We start from the raw sequence: 19,987 nt of genomic DNA, 5'->3' as shown, positions 1-19,987 counted from the left end.
TCAATTTTGATCATGCTTTGATTGTGCAGCAGAAGTCATTAGTAAACTACTTGTGAAGGAATTATGATTCTAAATTCTGTTCCTACATTCGGCTGGGAAATGCACTCTAATCGGCCCTTGTGACGCTCTGTAATAATTTGATGGCTAATTGAGAGTCCCATGCCCGTTCCTTTGCCGACTGGCTTTGTGGTGAAGAAGGGATCGAATAGTCGGCATTGAATCGACTCTGGAATACCAATGCCGTTATCAATGATGCTGATTTTGACTAAATTTGAATCATCGATTGTGGTACTAATTTTGATTTGAGCAACGGAACCAGGGTGTTGGTTGCAGTGGTCTTCTAGAGCGTCAATTGCGTTACTTATAAGGTTCATAAACACTTGGTTAAGTTGTCCTGCATAACACTCAATCAGCGGTAAGCTTCCATAATCTTTAATGATTTCAATTCCCTTCTGATCAGCATTTGCTTTGAGCCGATGTTGCAAGATCATCAAGGTACTATCGATTCCAGTATGAATATCAACGGCTTTATAGTCGGCTTCATCCAGCCGCGAGAAACTTCTTAGAGATGCGACAATTTCTTTAATGCGATCGACTCCGACCCGCATCGACATTAAGAGTTTGGGCAGATCTTCCACTAAGAACTCTAAATCAATGTCTGCTGCTTTGTCTTGGATGGTTGTATGCGGCAGAGAATAGTAAGTTTGATACAGGTTGAGTAACTCGATCAAATCGCTGGTATAGTTGCTGGCATACTCTAGGTTGCCATTGATAAAGTTGACCGGATTATTAATCTCATGCGCGACACCCGCAACCAGTTGACCCAAGCTCGACATCTTTTCGCTCTGAATCAATTGCGTTTGGGCTTGCTGGAGTTCTTGTAAGGCGTGTTCGAGAGCGGCGGCGCGATCGTGGACTTGAGTGTAGAGATTAAATTGGCTCAAGGCAGATTGGACACTCCGCAGCAGACTGATTAAGCCTAAGAGCGCATCGTCATCCGGCTGGATACGTTGATGATATTTCGCTCGTTCACGAGTGTTGCCGATTAAAATCAAAAATTCAGGTAGAGCCGCTTCTCCGATTGCGAATCCCACAAATTCATCCATCTCAATCTGCTGGCTCAAGTCCTGAGTTGCAGGATTGTTGGTTTCCTGACGTCCCATTAAGAATTCTGCTCCAGTCGTAAGCGGTTGGAGCGCTGGATGGTGCCACGCAAGGACAAGCGATGAGATTGCAGAATCATCGTCGTAGTATCCATCACACTGTTCTAGATGGAACTGCTGATTTGAGCGCCTGCGAAGCACTAGACAGCGCTCAAAGTTGCATTCGTAGAGAATGAATTGGATTGTGTGCTGAAAGATTTCTGCGATCGAAAACGTTTTACTAAATTGCCTGTTGATTTCATTCAGTCGGCGGTAGATTGCGACTTGAGCATCGCGTTTCTCTTGAGATTCAATCATGCAGCGTTCTGCCCGAACAAGGCGTTTGACTTGTTCAGAAAGTTGCTGATTTTCAGCTCGGAGAGCCGCAATTTCTTGTTCCAAAGCTAAATCAGGCATAGCAAATTAGTAGATGGCTGCAAGCACAAGCGTGTAGTTGTGAAAGCTATTTTTATTCTGGAGCGGTGCAATTTCCCCGTGAGTATAAAGACCAATCCAGGGCAGCGTCGCACCGACTTGCTGCTGCAAGCGCTGTTCCAGCTGGAGTTTTTGCATTTCACCCAGCACCGATTTTCCGCGTCCATAGCAGTCAAATTGGAAAATCAGTTTTGCCGGTTGATCCTGAAGTTGGGCTTTCACTTGTTGGGCAATGAGATCGATGCCTTGAGTAATTTTTTCTACGTCCCGGCGCGTAATCCAGATGCTACTGCCTTCGCTTACTTCCGTTTGCAGCGTCACCGATCCCGCCACTTCATCTTTGCTTGGCAGATATCGAATTACCAATTCATCTTGCGCTTGAGCTTCAGTCGGGGCTTTCAGACCAAAGCAAAATGCCACGATCGTCCGATCCCATGCCGCAATTTCTTCGTCGGTGAGATATTCCCTCAAAACATCAAACACAGGCTGATGATCGAGTTCATAAATTCGGTTGCCTTCAGCACGAGTGATTTTACGCTCATAACCGATGGGAAGACAGCCATGATTCAGCGCCCAGGTAATCTTACAGTCTCCGGAGATTAGCGTCGCCACTACACCATCTGACAACACTTGATCATCGCAGTATTGAAACGTTTCGCGCATTTCAGTATCACTACCTGCAGCTCCACCTAGAATCAGCAGCGATCGGGAAAGCACCGTTTCGATACCTTCTCTTAGGCGATCAAAGTTCACGGTTATGCCATCGGTGAACAGGAACATCGCTTGGGTATCATCACTCAGGTCAGCGTGCAACTTGCTGGCGATCGTCTTGCCAACTTCGGTCGCGTTTTCTTTCAAGCCAATGGCGTACCGATTGGTGAAGCGGATTTCGTCCGAGCGGATGACCATGACGGCGATCGAGAAATTGGATTCATCAGCTTCGTTTTGCACAATGATGCCTTGTCCAGAGCAGCCCGCTAAGGGACAGTTTCCGGTTGCCTGGCGCACAGTTTGAACCAGTTTCTGCTGATCGTAGCCCAGCGAAGCGAAGAGGAAAACAAAATCGGGTTGATCGATGTTTGCATCGGTCAGCGCTTTCTGAACAGCTTCTTTGGCCGCGTGGGTGACGTTCCGAAGATGACTGATTCCAACACCAGCTTGGGTTCCCATTATCCCTTTCTCAAAACAGTTCAAGCTTAGGATGCCCAAGGTTTTTTGGAGCCAACATAACGCGATGGGCAGCTCAATTGCTGCCCAGAAAGCCTTGTAGAACAATGCTAGAAGTTCAGTCCTCTAGGTTAGTTCAACTCTGGCTTGCTTTTGGGGCATAGCATGACCAGATCGAGTTGCCTGTCTAGAGACAGCTGTAGCCATGGAACTTCTGCGGTTCTCGCAGAAGTTCAAAAAGCATCTAATCATTAAAAAGCTTTCATAATAGGAAGTTTCAGCAGGTTTTTTTTAAGACTTGATGGACTGGACTAAAGTTGGACTAAAATTTTAGGGCTAGATCAGGCACAAAATTGAGCGATCGCAGTTCTATCAAACGAAGGTGCTCACTCTCAGGGGGGCGACAACGGGGTTGGAAGCCTAATGAGAGGCTAGATGACAACGACATAAACAGAAAAAATGGAGTGAAACAATTAGATTCACTCCACTGAAATACAAAATGTTGCCTTTAGTCGTGCTTCTCTAACACGGTCATAACCACCTGAACTAACAAGTCAGGTTCAACGGGTTTAGAAAGATGTTGCTGAAATCCTGCTTGTCGTGCTTGCTTTTCATTGACCTCCCCAGCGTAGGCCGTCAGGGCGATCGCCTTGACCTGCCCCCCTTGTTCTGGTGGCAAGGCTCTAATCTGCCGCATTAACATATAGCCATCCATATCCGGCATTCCAATGTCACTCAGGAGAACATCAGGTTGAGATTGTGTTAATGCCCAAAATCCCTCAGATGCGGTTGAGACAGTTGTCACGATCGCGCCGACTTGCTCCAGCACAAACGCCACAAACTCAAGGGAATCTAGTTCGTCATCAATCACCAACACTCGCACTGCATCTAAGTTAAACGACGATTTAGAGGACGGCTGGTCAGGATTGACTGTGGATGGAATGGGCATCAACGGCAGTTGGACAGTAAATGTGGCTCCCAGTCCTTCTCCTGGACTCTCGACTTGAACCGTGCCACCGTGTAGCTCAACCAGATGTCGGACGATCGCCAAGCCCAGTCCCAAACCGCCAAATTTACGGGTTGTTGCACCATCCTCTTGGCGGAAATAGTCAAACACATACGGTAGGAAATTAGCCGGAATCCCTTTGCCGTTGTCGCTGATGGTGATTTCAGCTTGATCATTTACCTCTGCTAATCTCACCTCAACTCGACCGCCTGTGGGAGTGAACTTAACGGCGTTGGAAAGCAGATTCCATACTATCTGCTGTAGGCGGGTTGAGTCGCCTGAAATGGGTCCTACTTTAGAATCTAGGTCTGCTTCTATCGTAATGGATCTCGCTTCCGCCGCGAGTCGCACCGTTTCGATTGCCGCTTGAATCGTCGATGCTAAATGGATTGGAACCACATTCAGACTTAGTTTCCCTTGCAGAATCCGGGAAACATCCAACAGGTCTTCAATCAGTTCCGATTGCAGCTTGGCATTCCGTTCGATCGTCGTGATGGCTTTGGTCGTTTTGATGGCGTCCAGATTGCCCTTTCGGAGTAGTTTTGCCCAACCCAGAATGGGGTTGAGGGGCGATCTCAGTTCATGAGACAAGACGGCTAAAAATTCATCCTTAATCCGGTTGGCGGCTTGAGCTTCTTCCCGTGCGGCTTCTGCTGCCGACCGCGCTTGCTGTTCTGCCCCAAGCAGGCGTTCCCGTTCAAGTTCAGCTTGTTTGCGATCCGTGATGTCCCGTGAATAGATTGCCAACCCACCGTCGGCGGTAGGATAGGCCTTGTCAAGGAACCAGCTTTGGAACGGCTCATAGAAAATTTCGTATTCGACGGTGATGCGCTCAGCCATGGCGCGGTGCAGTTGCTTGTAGGCTTCATTGCCGACAGCATCCGGGAAGAGGTCCCAAACGTTGTTCCCAATCAAGTCAGATAAATTCAGCTTGGCTCGGCGCAGAAATTCCTCGCTAGCGAAGATGTAACGCCAGTCCTTGTCAAGCACGAGAAGCGCATCGGTGATGCTGCCGACGATACCGCTCAGCATATTTTCGCGATCGCGTAATGCAACTTCTGCCTGCTTGCGCGCAGTAATGTCATAATTGGCACCGACGTAAGATGTCACTTCGCCTGCTGTGTTTCGGACGGGCAAACCACGGGACAAAATGGTGCGATAGTGATTGTCCTTTCCGCAGATGCGGAACTCGAACTCCCACAAGCTCTCGGTCTGCACACAGGTGTTCCACGCTGCAACGGTTGCTTGTCGGTCGTCGGGGTGCAGAAGCGTTTGCCAGGTTTGCTGATGCTCCTCCAGCGTTTGCCCCGTCATATCGAGAAATACTTGGCTCAAGTAGGTGGCATTGCCTTGCACATCGGCTTCCCATACCCCAAACGGAATCAATTCACCCACAATGTGATACCGCTGTTCAGCTGCCACCCGCGCTTCCTCTGCCTGTTTACGATCGGTAATGTCGGCCACAAAAACCGTTAGGCTATCAGCTGATGGGTAAATTCGGTGTTCGTACCAACGCTTCCAGGGAGCGTAAAAGTTTTCAAACTGCATTGGGGTTTGGTCACGCATTGCCCAACAAAAATACTGATAGACATCAGTGTCAACCGCAGCAGGAAACATTTCCCAAACATTTCGATCTAAAATTTCTTCTCGCGGCATGTCAACGATTTCGCAGTGACGATCGTTGACATAGGTAAACCGCCAGTCGCGATCAAGCACATAAAAGCCATCTCGAATGCTTGCCAAAATCGTTTCAACTTGCTGATGTGCCGATTCTGCTTCCAGGCGTAATATTTGCTCTTGCTGAGTGGCTTCCCGTCGGAGTTGAGCCAGCTTCAAGGTTCCCTCCACCCGTGCCAGCAGTTCACGGGCAGAAAACGGTTTAGTCAGATAATCATCGGCTCCGGCTTCCAATCCTTCGATGCGAGCCTCTTCTCCCGCGCGAGCAGAGAGCAGGATAATTGGCACTTCTCGCGTTTGTGGATCGGCTCGCAGGGCTTGTAGCAAGCCAAACCCATCGAGGTTGGGCATCATCACATCGGTCAAGACTAAATCTGGAATCTGCCGACGAATAGCAGAGAGCGCGGCAGATCCATCCGGCACCGCCTCGACCTCATATCGCTGACTTAACAGCCGCCGGACATAATGACGCATGTCTGCGTTGTCGTCAGCTAAAAGAATCCGAGCCGTTTGAGCGGTTTGAGTGTTGTTCGCGTAGCGTTCCGGTGGGGAAGAGGTTGAGTTTTGAATTGAAGATTCAGCATTGAACTTAGCATTTTCTGGTGAAGTGGCGCGATCGCGAAGCGAGTCCGCAGAACTCCGCCCGACTGAGAACTCAGAATCCTCTTCAGGAAGCCACCGCAGAGCTTCTTCTAAATAGGCATTTCCGCCTAGCGCGGTTGACGCTAACGTGCGAGTCGTACTAATTCGATCTTGAGGGAGATGAGCCGTTCCCGTTGGGATAGAGAGGGTGAAACAGGTGCCTGCTCCCTCTACACTGGTAACGTCGATCGTGCCTTGATGCAGCTTGACCAATTCTTGCACCAAAGAAAGTCCAATGCCCGATCCTTCGAAACTGCGTCCCTGTGCTCCTTTCACCCGATGAAACCGCTCGAATAAATGGGGCAGCTCTGCGGCAGGAATGCCGATTCCGGTGTCTTGCACCATTAACTTAACGTGATCGTTCTGCCACTGCAATCTAATCGCAATTTCTCCTTCAAAGGTGAACTTAAAAGCATTGGAGAGCAAGTTGAACACAATCTTCTCCCACATTTCTCGATCGACATAGACTGACTGAGGCAGAGGTAGACAATCTACGACCAGACACATCCCGGCTCGTTCGATGGCAGCACGAAATACCGATGCCAATTCTGCAGTAAAGGCGGCTAAATCGATTGGCTCATAAGTAGCTTGAACCCGTCCGGCTTCAATGCGGGAAAAGTCAAGCAGCGTGTTAACCAGCTTTAACAACCGCAATCCGTTGCGTTGGACGGTTTCAATTCGCGCTTGCTGGTTCGCCGATAGCGGATCGTCAGGGTCACTCAGCGCATCCTCTATCGGCGACAATATTAGGGTGAGGGGAGTCCGAAACTCGTGGCTGACGTTACTGAAAAAGACCGTTTTAGCGCGATCGATCTCAGCCAGCGCTTCTGCCCGGTTGCGCTCTGCTTCGTAAGCACGGGCATTGATCACCACAGTGGCGATATGCCCAGCAACCATCTTGAAAAAATCGCGATAATCGGCATCAAAGGCACGTGCCGGATTGATGCCGACAACCAGCAGCCCCACGATCTTATCTTGTCCAGAAGCTTGAACGGGTAGAACAAAGGCTTGATCGATGGGTAACGATAATACTCCCGTTGGAACTTGGCCAAATCGAGCCGTGAGATTCTCGATCAACTTAGGTTGTTGCGTTTGCAGCACCGATGAGAATGACCAACCATCTGTTGTAACCGACGAAGCAAAATCCACGATCGTGGGGAAGGAAATTGTGCCAATGGTTGTCGGCGTTTGTCCCCGTAACATCGCTTGGGGTTTGTCGGCATCAAGTTCGTATAGGGCTGCAAACGGAATATCCGAGGCATTGTTCGACAATGTTTCAAGCGTGAATTGAAACACTTCATCCACCGTTTTCGCATCGCTTGATTGGGTTGCTAAGTCTTTTAGGGTGGCCAGCCGACGCTCACCCAGAACCCGCTCCGTTGTCTCGGCAACGGCTGTAAAAACGCCTCCGACCGCTCCGGTTTCTGTAAAAATTGGGCTGTAGGAATACGTATAATACGCTTCTTCTAGATAGCCAGAGCGCAAGACCGGAATGAGTAAATCATTGGCCCACGTTGCGATGCCCGTTTCTAGCACACCGTTTAACTGTGGTCCCACAATATGCCAATTCTCGGTGAAAATCATTTCACCAGGACAACCGAGTGCTTTGGGATGCCGATCACCAGGAATCACGCGCCAAGCATCGTTGTAGAGCAGCACTAATTCTTTACCCCACCAAATCACCATCGGAAAGCGCGAGTTCAAGCAGATGCTTACAGCTGTCTTCAGGCTTGATGACCAAACTGAAACAGGACCGAGAGGCGTTTGTGACCACTCGAGAGCACGCATTTGGACGGCGAGTTCGCTATCGCCCGGAAAGAGTTGATCCAGTTCGTAATCAGTGTCAGGCACAGCTCTGAAGGAATCGCTCAAAGGAGCAGTATTGACCTGACTCGATGCAATGGACTCGTTCTTCATGCGTTGCTTCCTAATACACTGACAATTGTCTCTGTTAACGTGTCTTTAGTTAACGGTTGGGGTTAACGGTTGGAGCGCAGAAATTAGGTGAATGGTAGAGTGAGAAAGCCTCAAATTTCACCCCTTGCTTGCTGTGTCTACTCCTTTTTTGTTCAGATAACAGCACTTTTGGCCTGAGGTCATTCTACTTAATATGCGCTCGTACTGTCGTTATACCTTAAGCTGTAGCTTCCCCAAGGGGAGCGGGATTTAGAGGAGATGATACAGAGGCAGGGTTGATTTGTTGGAAAATGGAACTGCGCCATCACTGAGAGGAGAACATACGTTGCAACACTGCGATCGCCGATCGAATTTCGATGGCAAAGGCAATTGTCTTAATGTGCAGCAAAGTGAATCGGGTCTTGATCCCGCCGATGTTGGGTTGGAATGGGAAGACCTTGCTCATCACCTGCTAGCGCAGCAGTTTTCTCCAAAGCCTCCCTCAGCCGCTTAGCTGCATAAATCGACATATCACGAGGCACATTGATGCGATCGCGCAAATACCGCAGCGCAAAGTCAGAGTGGGTTGGTGGTGTACAGGCTTCGCCAGTCATCATGAAGGTTAGGGCACACCGCAGGGCTTCATCAACGATCTGGTCATCGGCAGGGTTGACTCGAATAATATTGGCGCGGTGCTTGATCACGCGGTGAAGGGCTTCCGCACGGGAGTGTTGGGGTTCTGGGTAAGCAACGTCAGGTAACCCGAACCAAGGCCCGTTATCCACTCGATGCTTATTCACAAGCATTTGAGGTTCGCCATTTTCCCAACAGCCTCCCATCTGGGGCGGTAAGTCATGGGCATGGGTGTGGAAGTCACTCTGGGTGCCGCAATAGGTGGAACGGCTTTCCATGGCCTCAAACCAAGCCGCCAAGTGGGGGTTGTCCTCTCGAAGCGAGTAGCCCTTGTAGTAGTACAGGCTAGCGTTCATGCGTTCGACATAGGGTGTGAAGATCACATCAGCAGTGCCAAACTCCTCTAGAAAATAGGAACCAGGGGTACGGGCTAGGGCTTCCTCGACTTTGCCCACAACTGCTACAAATTGCTCTCGGTTGCGCTGCTCTTGCTGAGCCGACATCACTGGGTAGCAAAGCCAGGTACACCAAGCTCTAAATAAAAGTCGCTCCAGTTGCCGCAGCGGGAGTACTGTAGAGTCTTTCATGCCCTGTCCTAAAGGGCCAAAGACCTGTTCCAGGGCGATTAGAATATCATCACTTTCTGTGATCAGGCGTCCATCTAGTTCGATCGCAGGTAACATGCCGGATGGCACCTTGCGTTTGTACCAGCTTTCTTTCTTCCCGTAGCAAAACATTGTGACTTTTTCAATGCGGTAGGGAATTTGTTTTTCCTCAAGCCATAGCCAGACCTTCTGGCAGTAGGGGCACCAAGCATGGTTGTCACGATATAGCGTCACCCGCACATCCGATTCGCTGCGACCAAAAAGACGCAACCGAGCTTGAGCTGTCGTGGGTCCATGAACGGTATCGACTTGAAAGTTCGTGAGTGCTTGTAGTTCTGTCCAGCTTAGGGGAGCAGTGGTCATGCGGGTGTCCTGAATGGTCTCAAATGAATGGTCTCAAAGTTATTAGCTTACAACGGCTTGGCGATCGCTTCATGGCGAGGAAGCCTCACAGAACTCGTTTGCCAAGGCAATGATGCTTGCGACGTTGGCGCAAGAGTTGTGGATAAGGGTAATGGATGCCTTCAAGACGATCAGGGAAATCGATCATTGGGCTGTCAAAATTAATCAACGGTTGAAGAAATGGTTGTCGTTCCAACAAATTGATGTCATTGAAAGAGAAAATCTTACATTGTAAGTTCTCAGTTGAAGCGATCGCTAATCCTAACCTATAAGGGATGCTCAAAAAATTACAGCTCCTTGAGCTAAATTGATGACGCAGTCTATGAGCGGACGCCATTAATCTATTAAAGCGAAAAACAGTTTTACCAATATCTTTGGAGCCAAGAATTGGGTCTAGGAGAATTGAGATTGCAAACAGACCTGATAGAATGCAGACAACGTTTTACTGTCACTAGAGTGAATCTAATTGTTTCACCCTATTCTTCTTACCGCTCTCGCTGCAATCCAGCATTCTATCTTGCTTTTAAGGGCGCTGTCACTTTGCGATGTCGAATTGTTTAAGCCAGCAGTTCAAGCCTCTCGATAGATTCGGAAGTGATGAGGATCGAGTCTAAAATCAGTGTGGATTAATGAAAAACGCTGACAGGAATTCCTTGCAATGCCGGATGTCTTACTAATTGTGGATGTGCAGATGGGCTTTATCAACGACTTCACCCATCACATTCCGCAGCGCCTCGTGCGGCTCCTTCAATCTCATCAATTTGATGCTGTGATATTTACACGCTTTATCAATGATTGTGAAGGACCGTACTCGCGGTTCTTGCAATGGCATGGGTGCGATCGCGAACCCGATACCCAATTAGTTTCCGAGTTACACCCTTTTGCTCAACCTGATTTAGTGTTTTGCAAAACAGGAATCTGCGGTCTTCCCGACCAGTTAGTGAACTATCTGCGTCAGCAATCGGTTGAGCAAATTTCTGTTGCTGGCATTGATACCGATATGTGCGTGTTGAAGATTGCCATGGATTTGTTTGATCTGGGCATTGAGCCGGTCGTCTTAATCGATTGCTGTGCGAGTACGGCAGGCTTACAAGCTCACTTAGCGGGGCTAGCGGTCCTCAGTCGAAACATTGGTGCCCAACGGCTCAAAGAAGCGGGGGTCGGCGATGGAATGCTGGCTGCACCTTAGGGTCGGTTCTGCCAAGTGATTTCTTAATTTCTCCAGGCTAATGCATGAGTGCGATTGCTAGATTAGACAAAGAAGAGATATCTACCAAGGCTGATCGCAACAGCATTCATGACTTTCCATGCAAAATAGCGACTTCAAGGTCAATAACCGCAAATTAGCAAAAAATCCGAGAAAGGCGCGATATCATCGAGCAGTTTGGCTAGGTGGCATCGGTTGTATCGCACTTTTGTTTGTGACAACGGGATGCGAACAGATCAGAGAACGGTTTCCTGAGTTCCCGAGCATTGAGCGTCCTTCGCCCCGATCGTCAACGCCTCCGACCCCTGCACAATCGGCTACCGCAGCCCGGATCGAGACAGCAATTCATCAACAAATTAATCAAGTGCGGCAACAAGATGGGTTGACTGGGTTAAAAACCAACGCTCAGCTTGCGGCGGTTGCTCGACGATATAGCCAGCAAATGGCAGAGCAGAATTTTTTCAGCCATACTGGTCTCGATGGCACTACGCTAGCAGACCGAGTTCGTGCCGGTCACATTTCCTATTACGTTGTAGGTGAAAATTTGTTTAAGGGAACAAATATTGCTCAACCTGCTCCAATGGCAGTTGATGGGTGGCTCAATAGCCCAGGACACCGGAAAAATATTCTACGTCCGGTTTTTTCTGAAACCGGAGTTGGTGTCTGGAAGAAGAACAACACGTATTACATTACTCAACTCTTTCTGCGGCAGTAAGTGATAACGCAACTAGTTTCGTGACTATTCATCGATCGTCTATTGCTCAACTCGCCAAAATTCTCGGGTTGTGCAGCAAATTTCAGGGGATGACGGTAGTCCTATTTCTTAAAGGATGGAGAATAATTACGATTTTTAGGAGGCTTGTCAGGTGAGGCTCCCAGAATCAGGCTTTTTTCTCTGTCTTTATGTAAGCGCCACTGAATGGCCCCGATCGCGGGCCGTCTGCAGGTTGTGTCGAGTTCTGGGTTATCGGAGGCGATCGCCTCGACTGTGGAATGCGTCGAAAATCAAATCGTTGACAGCGTGAAATGATGGTTGGAAGAACACGTTGAGGATCGGTTGTGGCAAGAATAAAGACCACGCGATCGAGCGGTTCTTCTAATGTTTTGAGCAACGCATTGAATGCGGCATTGGAAAGCATGTAGACTTCATCAATCACATACGCTTTGTAACGACATTGAACAAGAACGCGGCGTAACGGCTAAGTTGAGCGACGGCTCGTGTCCTTTTCCTCCTCACCAAGATCTCTCGCTCGTCCGCTCCAACGTTTTGTTAAACCGCGTTTTCGCGATAAGCTTACAACCTCTCTTCCGCTTTCATCTTGCTGCTTTTGCAAATCAGCAAAGATTGCTTTCAAGTCATGATTGAATGACCGAGAGTACTCTTCACGAATTCTGTGAATCTCTTCTACAATTTCATCCTGAAACATAACTAATCTTCAAGAAGTTCATAGGGTGTACAAAGAATCGGTAACTCGTATCCGAAGTCAAGACTGATCTCTGCCAATTTTCCCTGAATCTGAGCATTGGCAATGTGCTTGCAATTCCATGTCAGTAAGTAATCCATTCCATGAACGGTCGCCGCTGCGATGTGAACAGCATCAACATCAGCTTTTGAGGGAAGGTTACTGCGTCCCAGGAATTGTTCTGCTAAATCAAGTACGGACTGGTTCAGTTCTAGTAACGGAAGATCACGGAGGATCTCTAGTCGTCGAGATGCCATTTCAGCGTCTCCTTGGGATACTTCTTTTAGAACGGCTTGGGATGTGTAGAGGTTAAAGATACCACGGCGCATGTCCCACCACTCTCGCGTTACTTCGGTGTTTGCAACTAGGATAAGATTCCTGCTCGGTCGAGCCGTGAGGTAGCCTAAGATGCTGGTTTCGATGTAGACAGTTTCACTCATGCACGACCGTTCGGAAGCTCCTTGATTTCAACTCACACCATTGATTGTCGTTGAGATGTCGGTTCCTTTTTTTAACCTATACAACCACGCATCTTTCTCGAAGGCTATGTTAGACCGCAATACTCAATTATTAACATCTTTCGTATCAACTGCTGTAAGAGTTACACTACGTCGTCCTTGATGCAATCCACGGTTAGCTCGAATTGACCAGTAACCTCTCAAATATTGAAGTCTTTGACTATGTCCATATAGTGATTCTCCGCCTTCAGGAATCCGTACGTCAAATCTTACGCTGAAACAATGTAGATAATTTGGTGGCTGATTTTCTGGTAACCCTCTACAACTGGTGTACAGGATGAACCAGTCATCTTCATAGCTAACCGCTTTTTGCCCCTCAGCAAAAGCCTCGAAATAGACATCTAAGTAAACAATCTGAGCATCATGGTTAGAAATGAAGTCGGTGAAATCTTTTCCAAGTTGGAGATTCCCAATTTCTCCAGAGAAATTGGGAATCTGAGGCTTTGAAGGAGCTTGTATAGTTGTAGAGTTATCGAAGGTGACTCGAACATCACCCTTAGAAGCATTGATATTCGGACTGTTGTTACCTCCAGTCTTTTGTTGGATGCTAGAGTTAGATAATAAGGTATACGCAAGTGATGCGAATCCTGCTAATCCTGCAAGAACACCTACAGCTACAACAACAGGATGATCTCCCCAGTTTTTCCACGCCATACTATACGCTTCCGTAATAGCTATTTAAGGATAGTTTCTTTTCATGGCTTGATGATCTAGACTTCTGACAATGCGAGTGGTTATTAGAAATAACTATACCCTGCGAGTAATCCTGTCGTCTACTTCGCTTCACCAAAGGATAAAGCGGTCTAACTTGTATTTAGACGGATCTAGACTGCCTCCTTCTGTCCATCTCCTCTGAATTGGAATCTTAGACAGACCCACATCTGCATAACACTCCGAATTAGGACGTTAGCTGGATTGATCGTCTGTATATCTCCCCAAAAGGATGCTAGACAGACGAAGATCTGTTTAGCACCCTTATACAGTAGGTAATATAGCGAGCTGTCCACATAATATCCTCGAAGATGAAGAGCACTCTTGTCCCTTCTGCAAAACTCTAGTATTAATCTCTAAGCGAGATTTGATGTTGAGTTCCTTTATTCTCAGATGTTGGCTTATTTATTGTTGGAAAGCTGCCCCAACCTGCGCGATCGCATAGTTAACACGATCGCACTTAACCCAAAACTTTGTATGCGGAGACTGTCATAGCGTAATTAACTTGCGCGATCGCATTCCTTAGGAATGTTTCGATTACATCGACTTGCGCTTTGGCATTCCTAAGGAACGCTTCGATTACATCGACTTACGGTATGTCTACATCAACTTACGCTTTGGCATTCCTAAGGAACGCTTCGGCTACATCGACTTGCGGTATGGCTACATCGACTTGCGCCTTGGCATTCCTAAGGAACGCTTCGGCTACATCGACTTGCGCCTTGGCATTCCTAAGGAATGCTTCGGCTACATCGACTTGCGCCTTGGCATTCCCGACTAACGAGCGATCGCCATAAACCAATCTGTTCTGAACAAAGGATCGACTCTCGCTATCAATCCCGCTGTGTTTTCCGACTAAGATGACTCTCTCATGCTCAGGAAGCAACCCCGACAACCCATTGGTCTCGCCATCAACCGCCATCTAAAGTTGCGCTCAACAACCTTAAACAGCGAACCCACCAAGCTGATATGAGCAGTGGAGGAGGCTGAGGATGCATCTTATCACTCCTCCGTTTCTGATGCCCTTCTCCTACGGGAGAAGGGCATCAGAAACGGTCTGCGACTCACTTTGTGAGGAAGGCAGAAGGCTCAAACGTAGTCCGAGCCATGTGCAGTTTTATCTAATTCACACTCCTTAACCGGCACTGACGGCTAACTTCTCCTCCTCATCTTTCGAGAGCACGCGACCTTCATCTTCAAATCCGGTAATTTGATTGAAGTTGAGATAGCGGTAGAGATCTGCCGCGAACGGATCGATCTTGTGCTTCACAATGTTCATGTATTCCTCAACCGTAGGCATCTTGCCCAAGAGCGCGCAGACCGCCGCTAGTTCCGCAGAGCCAAGATACACTTGAGCGCCATTGCCTAAGCGGTTGTTGAAGTTGCGCGTCGAAGTGGAGAACACCGTCGAACCGTCGGCAACGCGGGCTTGGTTGCCCATACAGAGCGAACATCCCGGCATCTCGGTTCTCGCTCCAGCCGCCGCAAAGACCCCATACACGCCTTCTTCTCGAAGCTGTTGTTCATCCATCCGAGTTGGCGGTGCAACCCACAGCCGCACCTTCACCGTGCCTGCCCCTTCGAGAATCTTGGCAGCCGCTCGGTAATGCCCAATGTTCGTCATGCACGAGCCAATGAAGACTTCCTCAATCGAATCGCCTGCACATTCGGACATCAGTTTAATGTTGTCCGGATCGTTTGGAGCCGCGACGAGCGGTTCTGTGATTTGATCCAAGTCCACTTCGATGATGTCTGCATACTCTGCATCGGGATCCGCTTGCAGCAGGTGAGGATTGGCTAACCAGTCTTCCATTTTGCGAACGCGGCGTAGAATCGTGCGCGCATCGCCATACCCACGCGCCACCATGTTTTTGAGCAAAGCCACGTTCGATCGCAGGTATTCCGAAACCGTGTCAACGCTAAGCGCGATCGTACATCCAGCAGCAGAACGTTCTGCGGTCGCATCCGTTAGCTCAAACGCCTGCTCCAGCTTGAGATCAGGCAGTCCTTCCATCTCAATAATTTTGCCAGAATAAACGTTTTTCTTGTTTTCCTTGGCCACGTTTAGCTTCCCGTTCTGCATTGCAACATAGGGAATTGCATTCACAATGTCGCGCAGGGTCACGCCCGGTTGCAACTTGCCCTTAAAGCGCACCAAAACCGATTCAGGCATATCTAACGGCATGGCTCCTAGCGCCGCCGCAAATGCGACCAAACCAGATCCGGCAGGAAACGAAATTCCAAGTGGGAACCGAGTGTGCGAGTCGCCTCCGGTTCCAACCGTATCCGGCAGCAGCATCCGGTTCAGCCACGAGTGAATGATGCCATCGCCGGGACGCAGCGAGACACCACCCCGAGAATTAATAAAATCGGGTAAATCGTGATGCGTTTTAATGTCAACAGGTTTGGGGTAGGCAGCGGTATGACAGAAGCTCTGCATCACCAGATCAGCGCTGAATCCAAGACACGCTAACTCTTTTAGCTCATCGCGGGTCATCGGCCCTGTCGTATCTTGAGATCCTACGGTGGTCATGACAGGTTCGCACGAGGTTCCAGGACGCACACCCGGAAGACCACAAGCTTTGCCAACCATTTTTTGAGCCAGGGTGAACCCTTTACCCGTGTCTTGGGGCAGTTGAGGACGAACAAACAACTCGCTCGGCGCAAGCCCTAACGCGATGCGAGTTTTGTCAGTCAAGGTGCGACCAATCAACAGCGGAATCCGTCCACCGGCTTGCACTTCATTCAAGATGGTGTCCGGCTTCAGCGTAAACGTTGAAACGACCTCGCCCGCTTCGTTTGTGATCTCACCTTTGTAGGGATAGATCGTGATGACGTCGCCAGTATGCAGTTGCGTCACATCACATTCGATCGGCAATGCTCCCGAATCTTCGGCAGTGTTAAAGAAAATCGGCGCGATTTTGCCGCCCAAAATATAGCCGCCCGATCGCTTATTGGGCACAAACGGAATATCATCGCCCACGTGCCACAGCACCGAGTTAATGGCAGACTTGCGAGACGATCCAGTTCCCACCACATCGCCCGCATAGGCAACCGGATGCCCTTTTTGCTTCAGCTCTGCGATCGTGTCTAGCGATCCTGGCTGACGGGTTTCTAGCATGGCCAAGGCATGCAGCGGAATGTCAGGGCGGGTAGTTGCTTGAGTTGCGGGAGACAGATCATCGGTGTTCGTTTCTCCTGGCACTTTAAACACCGTTACCGTAATCGCCTCTGGCAGTTGAGGACGGTGAGTAAACCACTCTGCATTTGCCCAAGAATCCATCACTTGCTTGGCAAAGGCATTACCGCTGCTGGCTAGTTCTTCAACATCATGAAAGGCGTCATAGACTAACAGGGTTTTGCTAAGGGCAGCCGCCGCCGTTGCTGCAATGTCTGCATCCGAATCTTTCAGCAGTTCGATCAACGAATGCACGTTGTAGCCGCCCATCATCGTACCGAGCAGTTGAACGGCCTCTTGGCGCGAGACGAGCGGGCTGCTCACTTCACCTTTGGCAACGGCGCTCAAAAATCCTGCTTTGACGTAGGCCGCTTGATCGACTCCGGGCGGAATGCGATCGCGCAGTAAGCTGAGCAAAAACTCTCCTTCACCCGCTGGCGGATGCTTCAGGAGTTCGCATAAGTCAGAGGTTTGTTGAGCGCTCAAAGGCAAAGGAGGAATGCCCAGAGCAGAACGTTCGGCAGCGTGTTGACGGTAGGATTCAAGCATGATGGAGTTCTTACTTGTAGGTTCAATTGGCATTCTAAAGATTGTGCGGCTTCAAGCAGGGCAGTTTCAACTATATGGTCAATTTATGTTGACATCTCAGTATGTTGGCATCTTAGACAGTTTGAATTTTCTGCCGAAATTCTAGAGCGGCGTTAAGCGGATATCTGCGTTTAGCGCTGTGCGCAACTGCGAAGCAACCGCCCACCGTTCTAATAGATCAAGATCCACATTGGGCAGAGTCTCACTTCTTTCAATTTGTTCGTATCCAGTTTCGCGCAAATGATGGACCTCGAAGTAATCCGTCTTGAAGAACTAGGCTGCCTGAATCTGTAATCGTCAATAAACTTCTAATTTGTCAACACTACTAGTTCTATCGTAAGCGATCGCTCTGTCACTAGAGGGTGGCATGCACGTTTCATTAAGCTAAAGGCATGACGAGCAAGGCTTGTGTCAGAATTTACCTATGCTGCCAATTCACTTAATTTAGATAGATCATTGCAACAACACAAACCGCTCTGGATACTTTATCTGGATACTTTGGTAGCACAGATCTAACTCTCAGCTGATCAGTTGAATCATGCCGAGGCATCCCGAAACGTATCTCGAAACGTATCTGTAGTTAAGCCTTGGTAGTTAAGCCTTAATAGTTGGAGATTCTAACAATGGGCGCTTTACAAGCATCGTCAAAAATTGCGGTTGTTGGGGCGGGAGTGGGAGGTCTATCAACCGCGATCGCGCTAGTGCAGCAGGGATTTGAGGTGCAAGTCTATGAACGAGCACAAGCCCTGCGTCCAGTCGGTGCCGGGTTAACGCTCTCTCCCAATGGGTTAAATAGCCTTGCGGCTATCCATCCAGAAATGGTTGAGACTCTAAAACAGGCAGGTAGCCACACCCGGATTGCTCATCTGAAGAAAAGCACAGGAGAACTGATCCTGTCTCAACCGGTTCGATTAGCTCAACAATTTGGGCAACCCATGCTGAATATCCGCTGGTCACGGCTGCAAGAGATTTTGGCCCAGGTTTTACCCACTGATATCATCCATCTGAATCATTGCTGTACTGGATTCAAGCAATCTGATACAGCAGTGGTTGTCCACTTCAGGAACCAGAAGTCTATTGAGGCAGATCTGCTCATTGGTGCAGATGGCATCAATTCTATGGTCAGACAAACGTTGCTCCGGGATGGCTCACCTCGGTACAGGGGGCGGCTCTCTTGGCGAGCAGTCGTGCCCTATCCCTCTAAGCTACTGCCACCGGATGAAGTCACCATCGTCACAGCACCGGATGGGAAGAATTGTTTGTGGGTAGATGCTGGAGAAGGGTATCTCTTTTGGAGTGTAATGGCATTAGAGCACGATGGTTCCCTTTCTCTCGATCCCCAATCCACCAAGCTGCGCGTTTTAGAAATAGTGTCTGGTTGGGCAGAACCTGTACCCACGATTATCGGCAATACACCAGCTCACCTAATTATGGAACGGCCGATTTTCGATCGCCCACCTGTGAAATCTTGGAGTCAAGGTCGAGTTACGCTTTTAGGTGATGCGGCTCATCCCGTTGTCCCCTCCATTGGGCAAGGTGCAAATATGGCATTTGAAGATGCCTGTGAACTGATTTACTGTCTGTCTCAATGCTCCACCCTTGAAGCTGCATTTGACGCCTATGAAACCCAACGCATTCCTCGTACTGAGGTAATTTATGCTCGTAGTGCTTATCAGGGCGATCGCGCTTACCAACCCGATAGTGAAACTGCTTTACGGGAGCTGATAAACCCCTCACAATGGCGTCAGGAAGAGTTTGATAACTGGCTATATAGCTACAAACCAGTTCTGTCGAAGAACTGATGGGCCGCATCAAGATTCAATTGTGCAAAGATTCAATTGTGCAAAGAGATCGAGGCCAATTTGTCAGCTTGACAGCGGATTAGAAGCGAATTAGGAAGCGGAGGTTGCGCATAAGAATGTTGAGGTTGATGCGCGACCTCCGCTTCCCATCCATTGCGACACTTCAATTAAGGTCGGTCCATCACCTTTATAAAACCTTTTGCAACCATCATGTCTTTGTTCGGGAAATATTTCACTTTTGTATGCGTAATTACCTTATCCCCATCACCAAATACATTAACGAAAGCAAGAGGGTCGTCGCCGATCGCAACAGCCTTACCACGTCCCTTTCCCATAAAACCGCCATTCCCTAACTCACGAATTGTAGTAGTTGTATCAGTTAGGGCCAAGGTTGGATCGCCTGTAGCCAATGCATCGGCTGTTACACCTACAAGGATTCCACCCGAAACTGTATTGGGTTCTGAAATACTTTCTAAGTAACTCAAATCATTGATCAGCATAAGAATGAATCTCACAGATGCAAGTTATAACTAACATCCAAGCATCTTTTTTGTAAGACCAGTTGCCAAATTGGCCCATTTTGCTCAAAATTGCCGAATTAATCAAAATTGCCGAATTAATCAAAATTGCCGAATTAATCAAATGGGAGTTGCTGAGCAATCCTGCTTGAAACTTAGAATTTTGTCATGTGTGGAGAAAAGCGTTCATTCAATCTGGAACTTTACCCACCACTACAATTAGCAACGTAGGTCGATCGGTGCAGCCTCAAGCCTGCATATTTCCTCTGCCCTTTCCTAAAAGGCACTACCGAGAAAAGAACCAATCCTGCTAGGCAGAAGAAACAAGATTGATGGTAAAACAATGGGCGTTGCTGAATGAGAAGATGAATTAGCATGGAATCGGCACATCTCGAAA

15 protein-coding genes and 1 pseudogene are annotated in these 19,987 nt (G+C 48.6%); 6 read left to right on the top strand and 10 right to left on the bottom strand.

Translation table 11 applies throughout. The features are described 5' to 3' along the window. Positions 1-38: 38 nt before the first annotated feature. The 4 genes from AC5I6P_RS06595 to AC5I6P_RS06580 all read right to left on the bottom strand — a co-directional run bounded on the left by AC5I6P_RS06595 (position 39) and on the right by AC5I6P_RS06580 (position 9,566). On the bottom strand, positions 39-1,559 hold the full coding sequence (locus AC5I6P_RS06595; protein ID WP_495692951.1) for a sensor histidine kinase: 1,521 nt from the start codon (positions 1,557-1,559) through the stop codon (positions 39-41). A 6-nt stretch (positions 1,560-1,565) separates the two neighbouring features. Next, on the bottom strand, positions 1,566-2,747 hold the full coding sequence (locus AC5I6P_RS06590) for an FIST signal transduction protein (RefSeq protein WP_495692950.1): 1,182 nt from the start codon (positions 2,745-2,747) through the stop codon (positions 1,566-1,568). Between the two features lie 505 nt (positions 2,748-3,252). Continuing rightward, positions 3,253-7,986, bottom strand: a complete 4,734-nt coding sequence (locus tag AC5I6P_RS06585; RefSeq protein WP_495692949.1) for an ATP-binding protein — start codon at positions 7,984-7,986, stop codon at positions 3,253-3,255. Positions 7,987-8,360: 374 nt separating this feature from the next. Beyond that, positions 8,361-9,566: a glutathione S-transferase family protein gene (locus AC5I6P_RS06580; RefSeq protein WP_495692948.1), complete on the bottom strand. Its 1,206-nt coding sequence runs from the start codon at positions 9,564-9,566 to the stop codon at positions 8,361-8,363. Positions 9,567-9,593: 27 nt separating this feature from the next. Between AC5I6P_RS06580 and AC5I6P_RS06575 the strand changes: the two genes are divergently transcribed. The 4 genes from AC5I6P_RS06575 (at position 9,594) to AC5I6P_RS06560 (ending at position 11,682) form a co-directional block, all read left to right on the top strand. Next, entirely contained in the window at positions 9,594-9,770 is a 177-nt protein-coding gene (locus AC5I6P_RS06575; protein ID WP_495692947.1) for a hypothetical protein, read from the top strand. Between the two features lie 493 nt (positions 9,771-10,263). Next, entirely contained in the window at positions 10,264-10,794 is a 531-nt protein-coding gene (locus AC5I6P_RS06570; protein WP_495692946.1) for a cysteine hydrolase family protein, read from the top strand. 118 nt (positions 10,795-10,912) lie between these two features. Continuing rightward, positions 10,913-11,527, top strand: a complete 615-nt coding sequence (locus AC5I6P_RS06565) for a CAP domain-containing protein (RefSeq protein WP_495692945.1) — start codon at positions 10,913-10,915, stop codon at positions 11,525-11,527. Then, a complete protein-coding gene (locus AC5I6P_RS06560) occupies positions 11,476-11,682 on the top strand; it encodes a LytTR family transcriptional regulator DNA-binding domain-containing protein (protein ID WP_495692971.1) in 207 nt (68 codons plus the stop codon). The genes AC5I6P_RS06565 and AC5I6P_RS06560 overlap by 52 nt, the downstream gene beginning before the upstream one ends. Before the next feature lie 11 nt (positions 11,683-11,693). On the opposite strand, the pseudogene AC5I6P_RS06555 reads toward AC5I6P_RS06560, so the two are convergent. From AC5I6P_RS06555 to acnB, 5 genes and pseudogenes are all read right to left on the bottom strand, one after another. Further along, positions 11,694-11,978: pseudogene (locus AC5I6P_RS06555) on the bottom strand (DNA polymerase III delta subunit-related protein); the annotation flags it as partial. Positions 11,979-12,241: 263 nt separating this feature from the next. Beyond that, complete coding sequence (locus AC5I6P_RS06550; RefSeq protein WP_495692944.1) at positions 12,242-12,715, bottom strand: type II toxin-antitoxin system VapC family toxin; 474 nt, start codon at positions 12,713-12,715, stop codon at positions 12,242-12,244. Positions 12,716-12,838: 123 nt separating this feature from the next. Beyond that, the gene (locus AC5I6P_RS06545; protein ID WP_495692943.1) at positions 12,839-13,447 is read right to left on the bottom strand and encodes a hypothetical protein; all 609 of its coding nucleotides are present in this window, start codon (positions 13,445-13,447) and stop codon (positions 12,839-12,841) included. 667 nt (positions 13,448-14,114) lie between these two features. Beyond that, positions 14,115-14,426: a hypothetical protein gene (locus AC5I6P_RS06540; protein ID WP_495692942.1), complete on the bottom strand. Its 312-nt coding sequence runs from the start codon at positions 14,424-14,426 to the stop codon at positions 14,115-14,117. Positions 14,427-14,639: 213 nt separating this feature from the next. Continuing rightward, positions 14,640-17,231 (bottom strand): bifunctional aconitate hydratase 2/2-methylisocitrate dehydratase, encoded by a 2,592-nt coding sequence (gene acnB / locus AC5I6P_RS06535; protein WP_495692941.1) that lies wholly within the window; start codon positions 17,229-17,231, stop codon positions 14,640-14,642. On the opposite strand from acnB, the gene AC5I6P_RS06530 reads away from it, so the two are divergent. Together AC5I6P_RS06530 and AC5I6P_RS06525 are read left to right on the top strand one after the other, a co-directional pair. Continuing rightward, positions 17,230-17,376, top strand: a complete 147-nt coding sequence (locus AC5I6P_RS06530; protein ID WP_495692940.1) for a hypothetical protein — start codon at positions 17,230-17,232, stop codon at positions 17,374-17,376. The genes acnB and AC5I6P_RS06530 overlap by 2 nt on opposite strands. A 517-nt stretch (positions 17,377-17,893) precedes the next feature. After that, complete coding sequence (locus AC5I6P_RS06525) at positions 17,894-19,072, top strand: FAD-dependent monooxygenase (protein ID WP_495692939.1); 1,179 nt, start codon at positions 17,894-17,896, stop codon at positions 19,070-19,072. 167 nt (positions 19,073-19,239) lie between these two features. Here AC5I6P_RS06525 and AC5I6P_RS06520 read toward each other — a convergent pair whose 3' ends face one another. Continuing rightward, positions 19,240-19,572 carry a hypothetical protein gene (locus AC5I6P_RS06520; RefSeq protein ID WP_495692938.1) on the bottom strand — a complete coding sequence of 111 codons (333 nt, stop codon included), beginning with the start codon at positions 19,570-19,572 and terminating at the stop codon, positions 19,240-19,242. Positions 19,573-19,987 lie beyond the last annotated feature (415 nt).

This window comes from Myxacorys sp. (genome assembly GCF_059501405.1).
The sequence above is the reverse complement of the archived record's forward strand: the minus strand, read 5'-3'. Positions and strand labels throughout refer to the sequence as shown.

What these genes read in the sequence shown, in the direction of transcription:
- AC5I6P_RS06595 (WP_495692951.1), bottom strand. Translation starts at nt 1,559, where the DNA reads ATGCCTGATTTAGCTTTGGAACAAGAAATTGCGGCTCTCCGAGCTGAA.
- AC5I6P_RS06590 (WP_495692950.1), bottom strand. Translation starts at nt 2,747, where the DNA reads ATGGGAACCCAAGCTGGTGTTGGAATCAGTCATCTTCGGAACGTCACC.
- AC5I6P_RS06585 (WP_495692949.1), bottom strand. Translation starts at nt 7,986, where the DNA reads ATGAAGAACGAGTCCATTGCATCGAGTCAGGTCAATACTGCTCCTTTG.
- AC5I6P_RS06580 (WP_495692948.1), bottom strand. Translation starts at nt 9,566, where the DNA reads ATGACCACTGCTCCCCTAAGCTGGACAGAACTACAAGCACTCACGAAC.
- AC5I6P_RS06575 (WP_495692947.1), top strand. Translation starts at nt 9,594, where the DNA reads ATGGTCTCAAAGTTATTAGCTTACAACGGCTTGGCGATCGCTTCATGG.
- AC5I6P_RS06570 (WP_495692946.1), top strand. Translation starts at nt 10,264, where the DNA reads ATGCCGGATGTCTTACTAATTGTGGATGTGCAGATGGGCTTTATCAAC.
- AC5I6P_RS06565 (WP_495692945.1), top strand. Translation starts at nt 10,913, where the DNA reads ATGCAAAATAGCGACTTCAAGGTCAATAACCGCAAATTAGCAAAAAAT.
- AC5I6P_RS06550 (WP_495692944.1), bottom strand. Translation starts at nt 12,715, where the DNA reads ATGAGTGAAACTGTCTACATCGAAACCAGCATCTTAGGCTACCTCACG.
- AC5I6P_RS06545 (WP_495692943.1), bottom strand. Translation starts at nt 13,447, where the DNA reads ATGGCGTGGAAAAACTGGGGAGATCATCCTGTTGTTGTAGCTGTAGGT.
- AC5I6P_RS06540 (WP_495692942.1), bottom strand. Translation starts at nt 14,426, where the DNA reads ATGGCGGTTGATGGCGAGACCAATGGGTTGTCGGGGTTGCTTCCTGAG.
- AC5I6P_RS06530 (WP_495692940.1), top strand. Translation starts at nt 17,230, where the DNA reads ATGATGGAGTTCTTACTTGTAGGTTCAATTGGCATTCTAAAGATTGTG.
- acnB (WP_495692941.1), bottom strand. Translation starts at nt 17,231, where the DNA reads ATGCTTGAATCCTACCGTCAACACGCTGCCGAACGTTCTGCTCTGGGC.
- AC5I6P_RS06525 (WP_495692939.1), top strand. Translation starts at nt 17,894, where the DNA reads ATGGGCGCTTTACAAGCATCGTCAAAAATTGCGGTTGTTGGGGCGGGA.
- AC5I6P_RS06520 (WP_495692938.1), bottom strand. Translation starts at nt 19,572, where the DNA reads ATGCTGATCAATGATTTGAGTTACTTAGAAAGTATTTCAGAACCCAAT.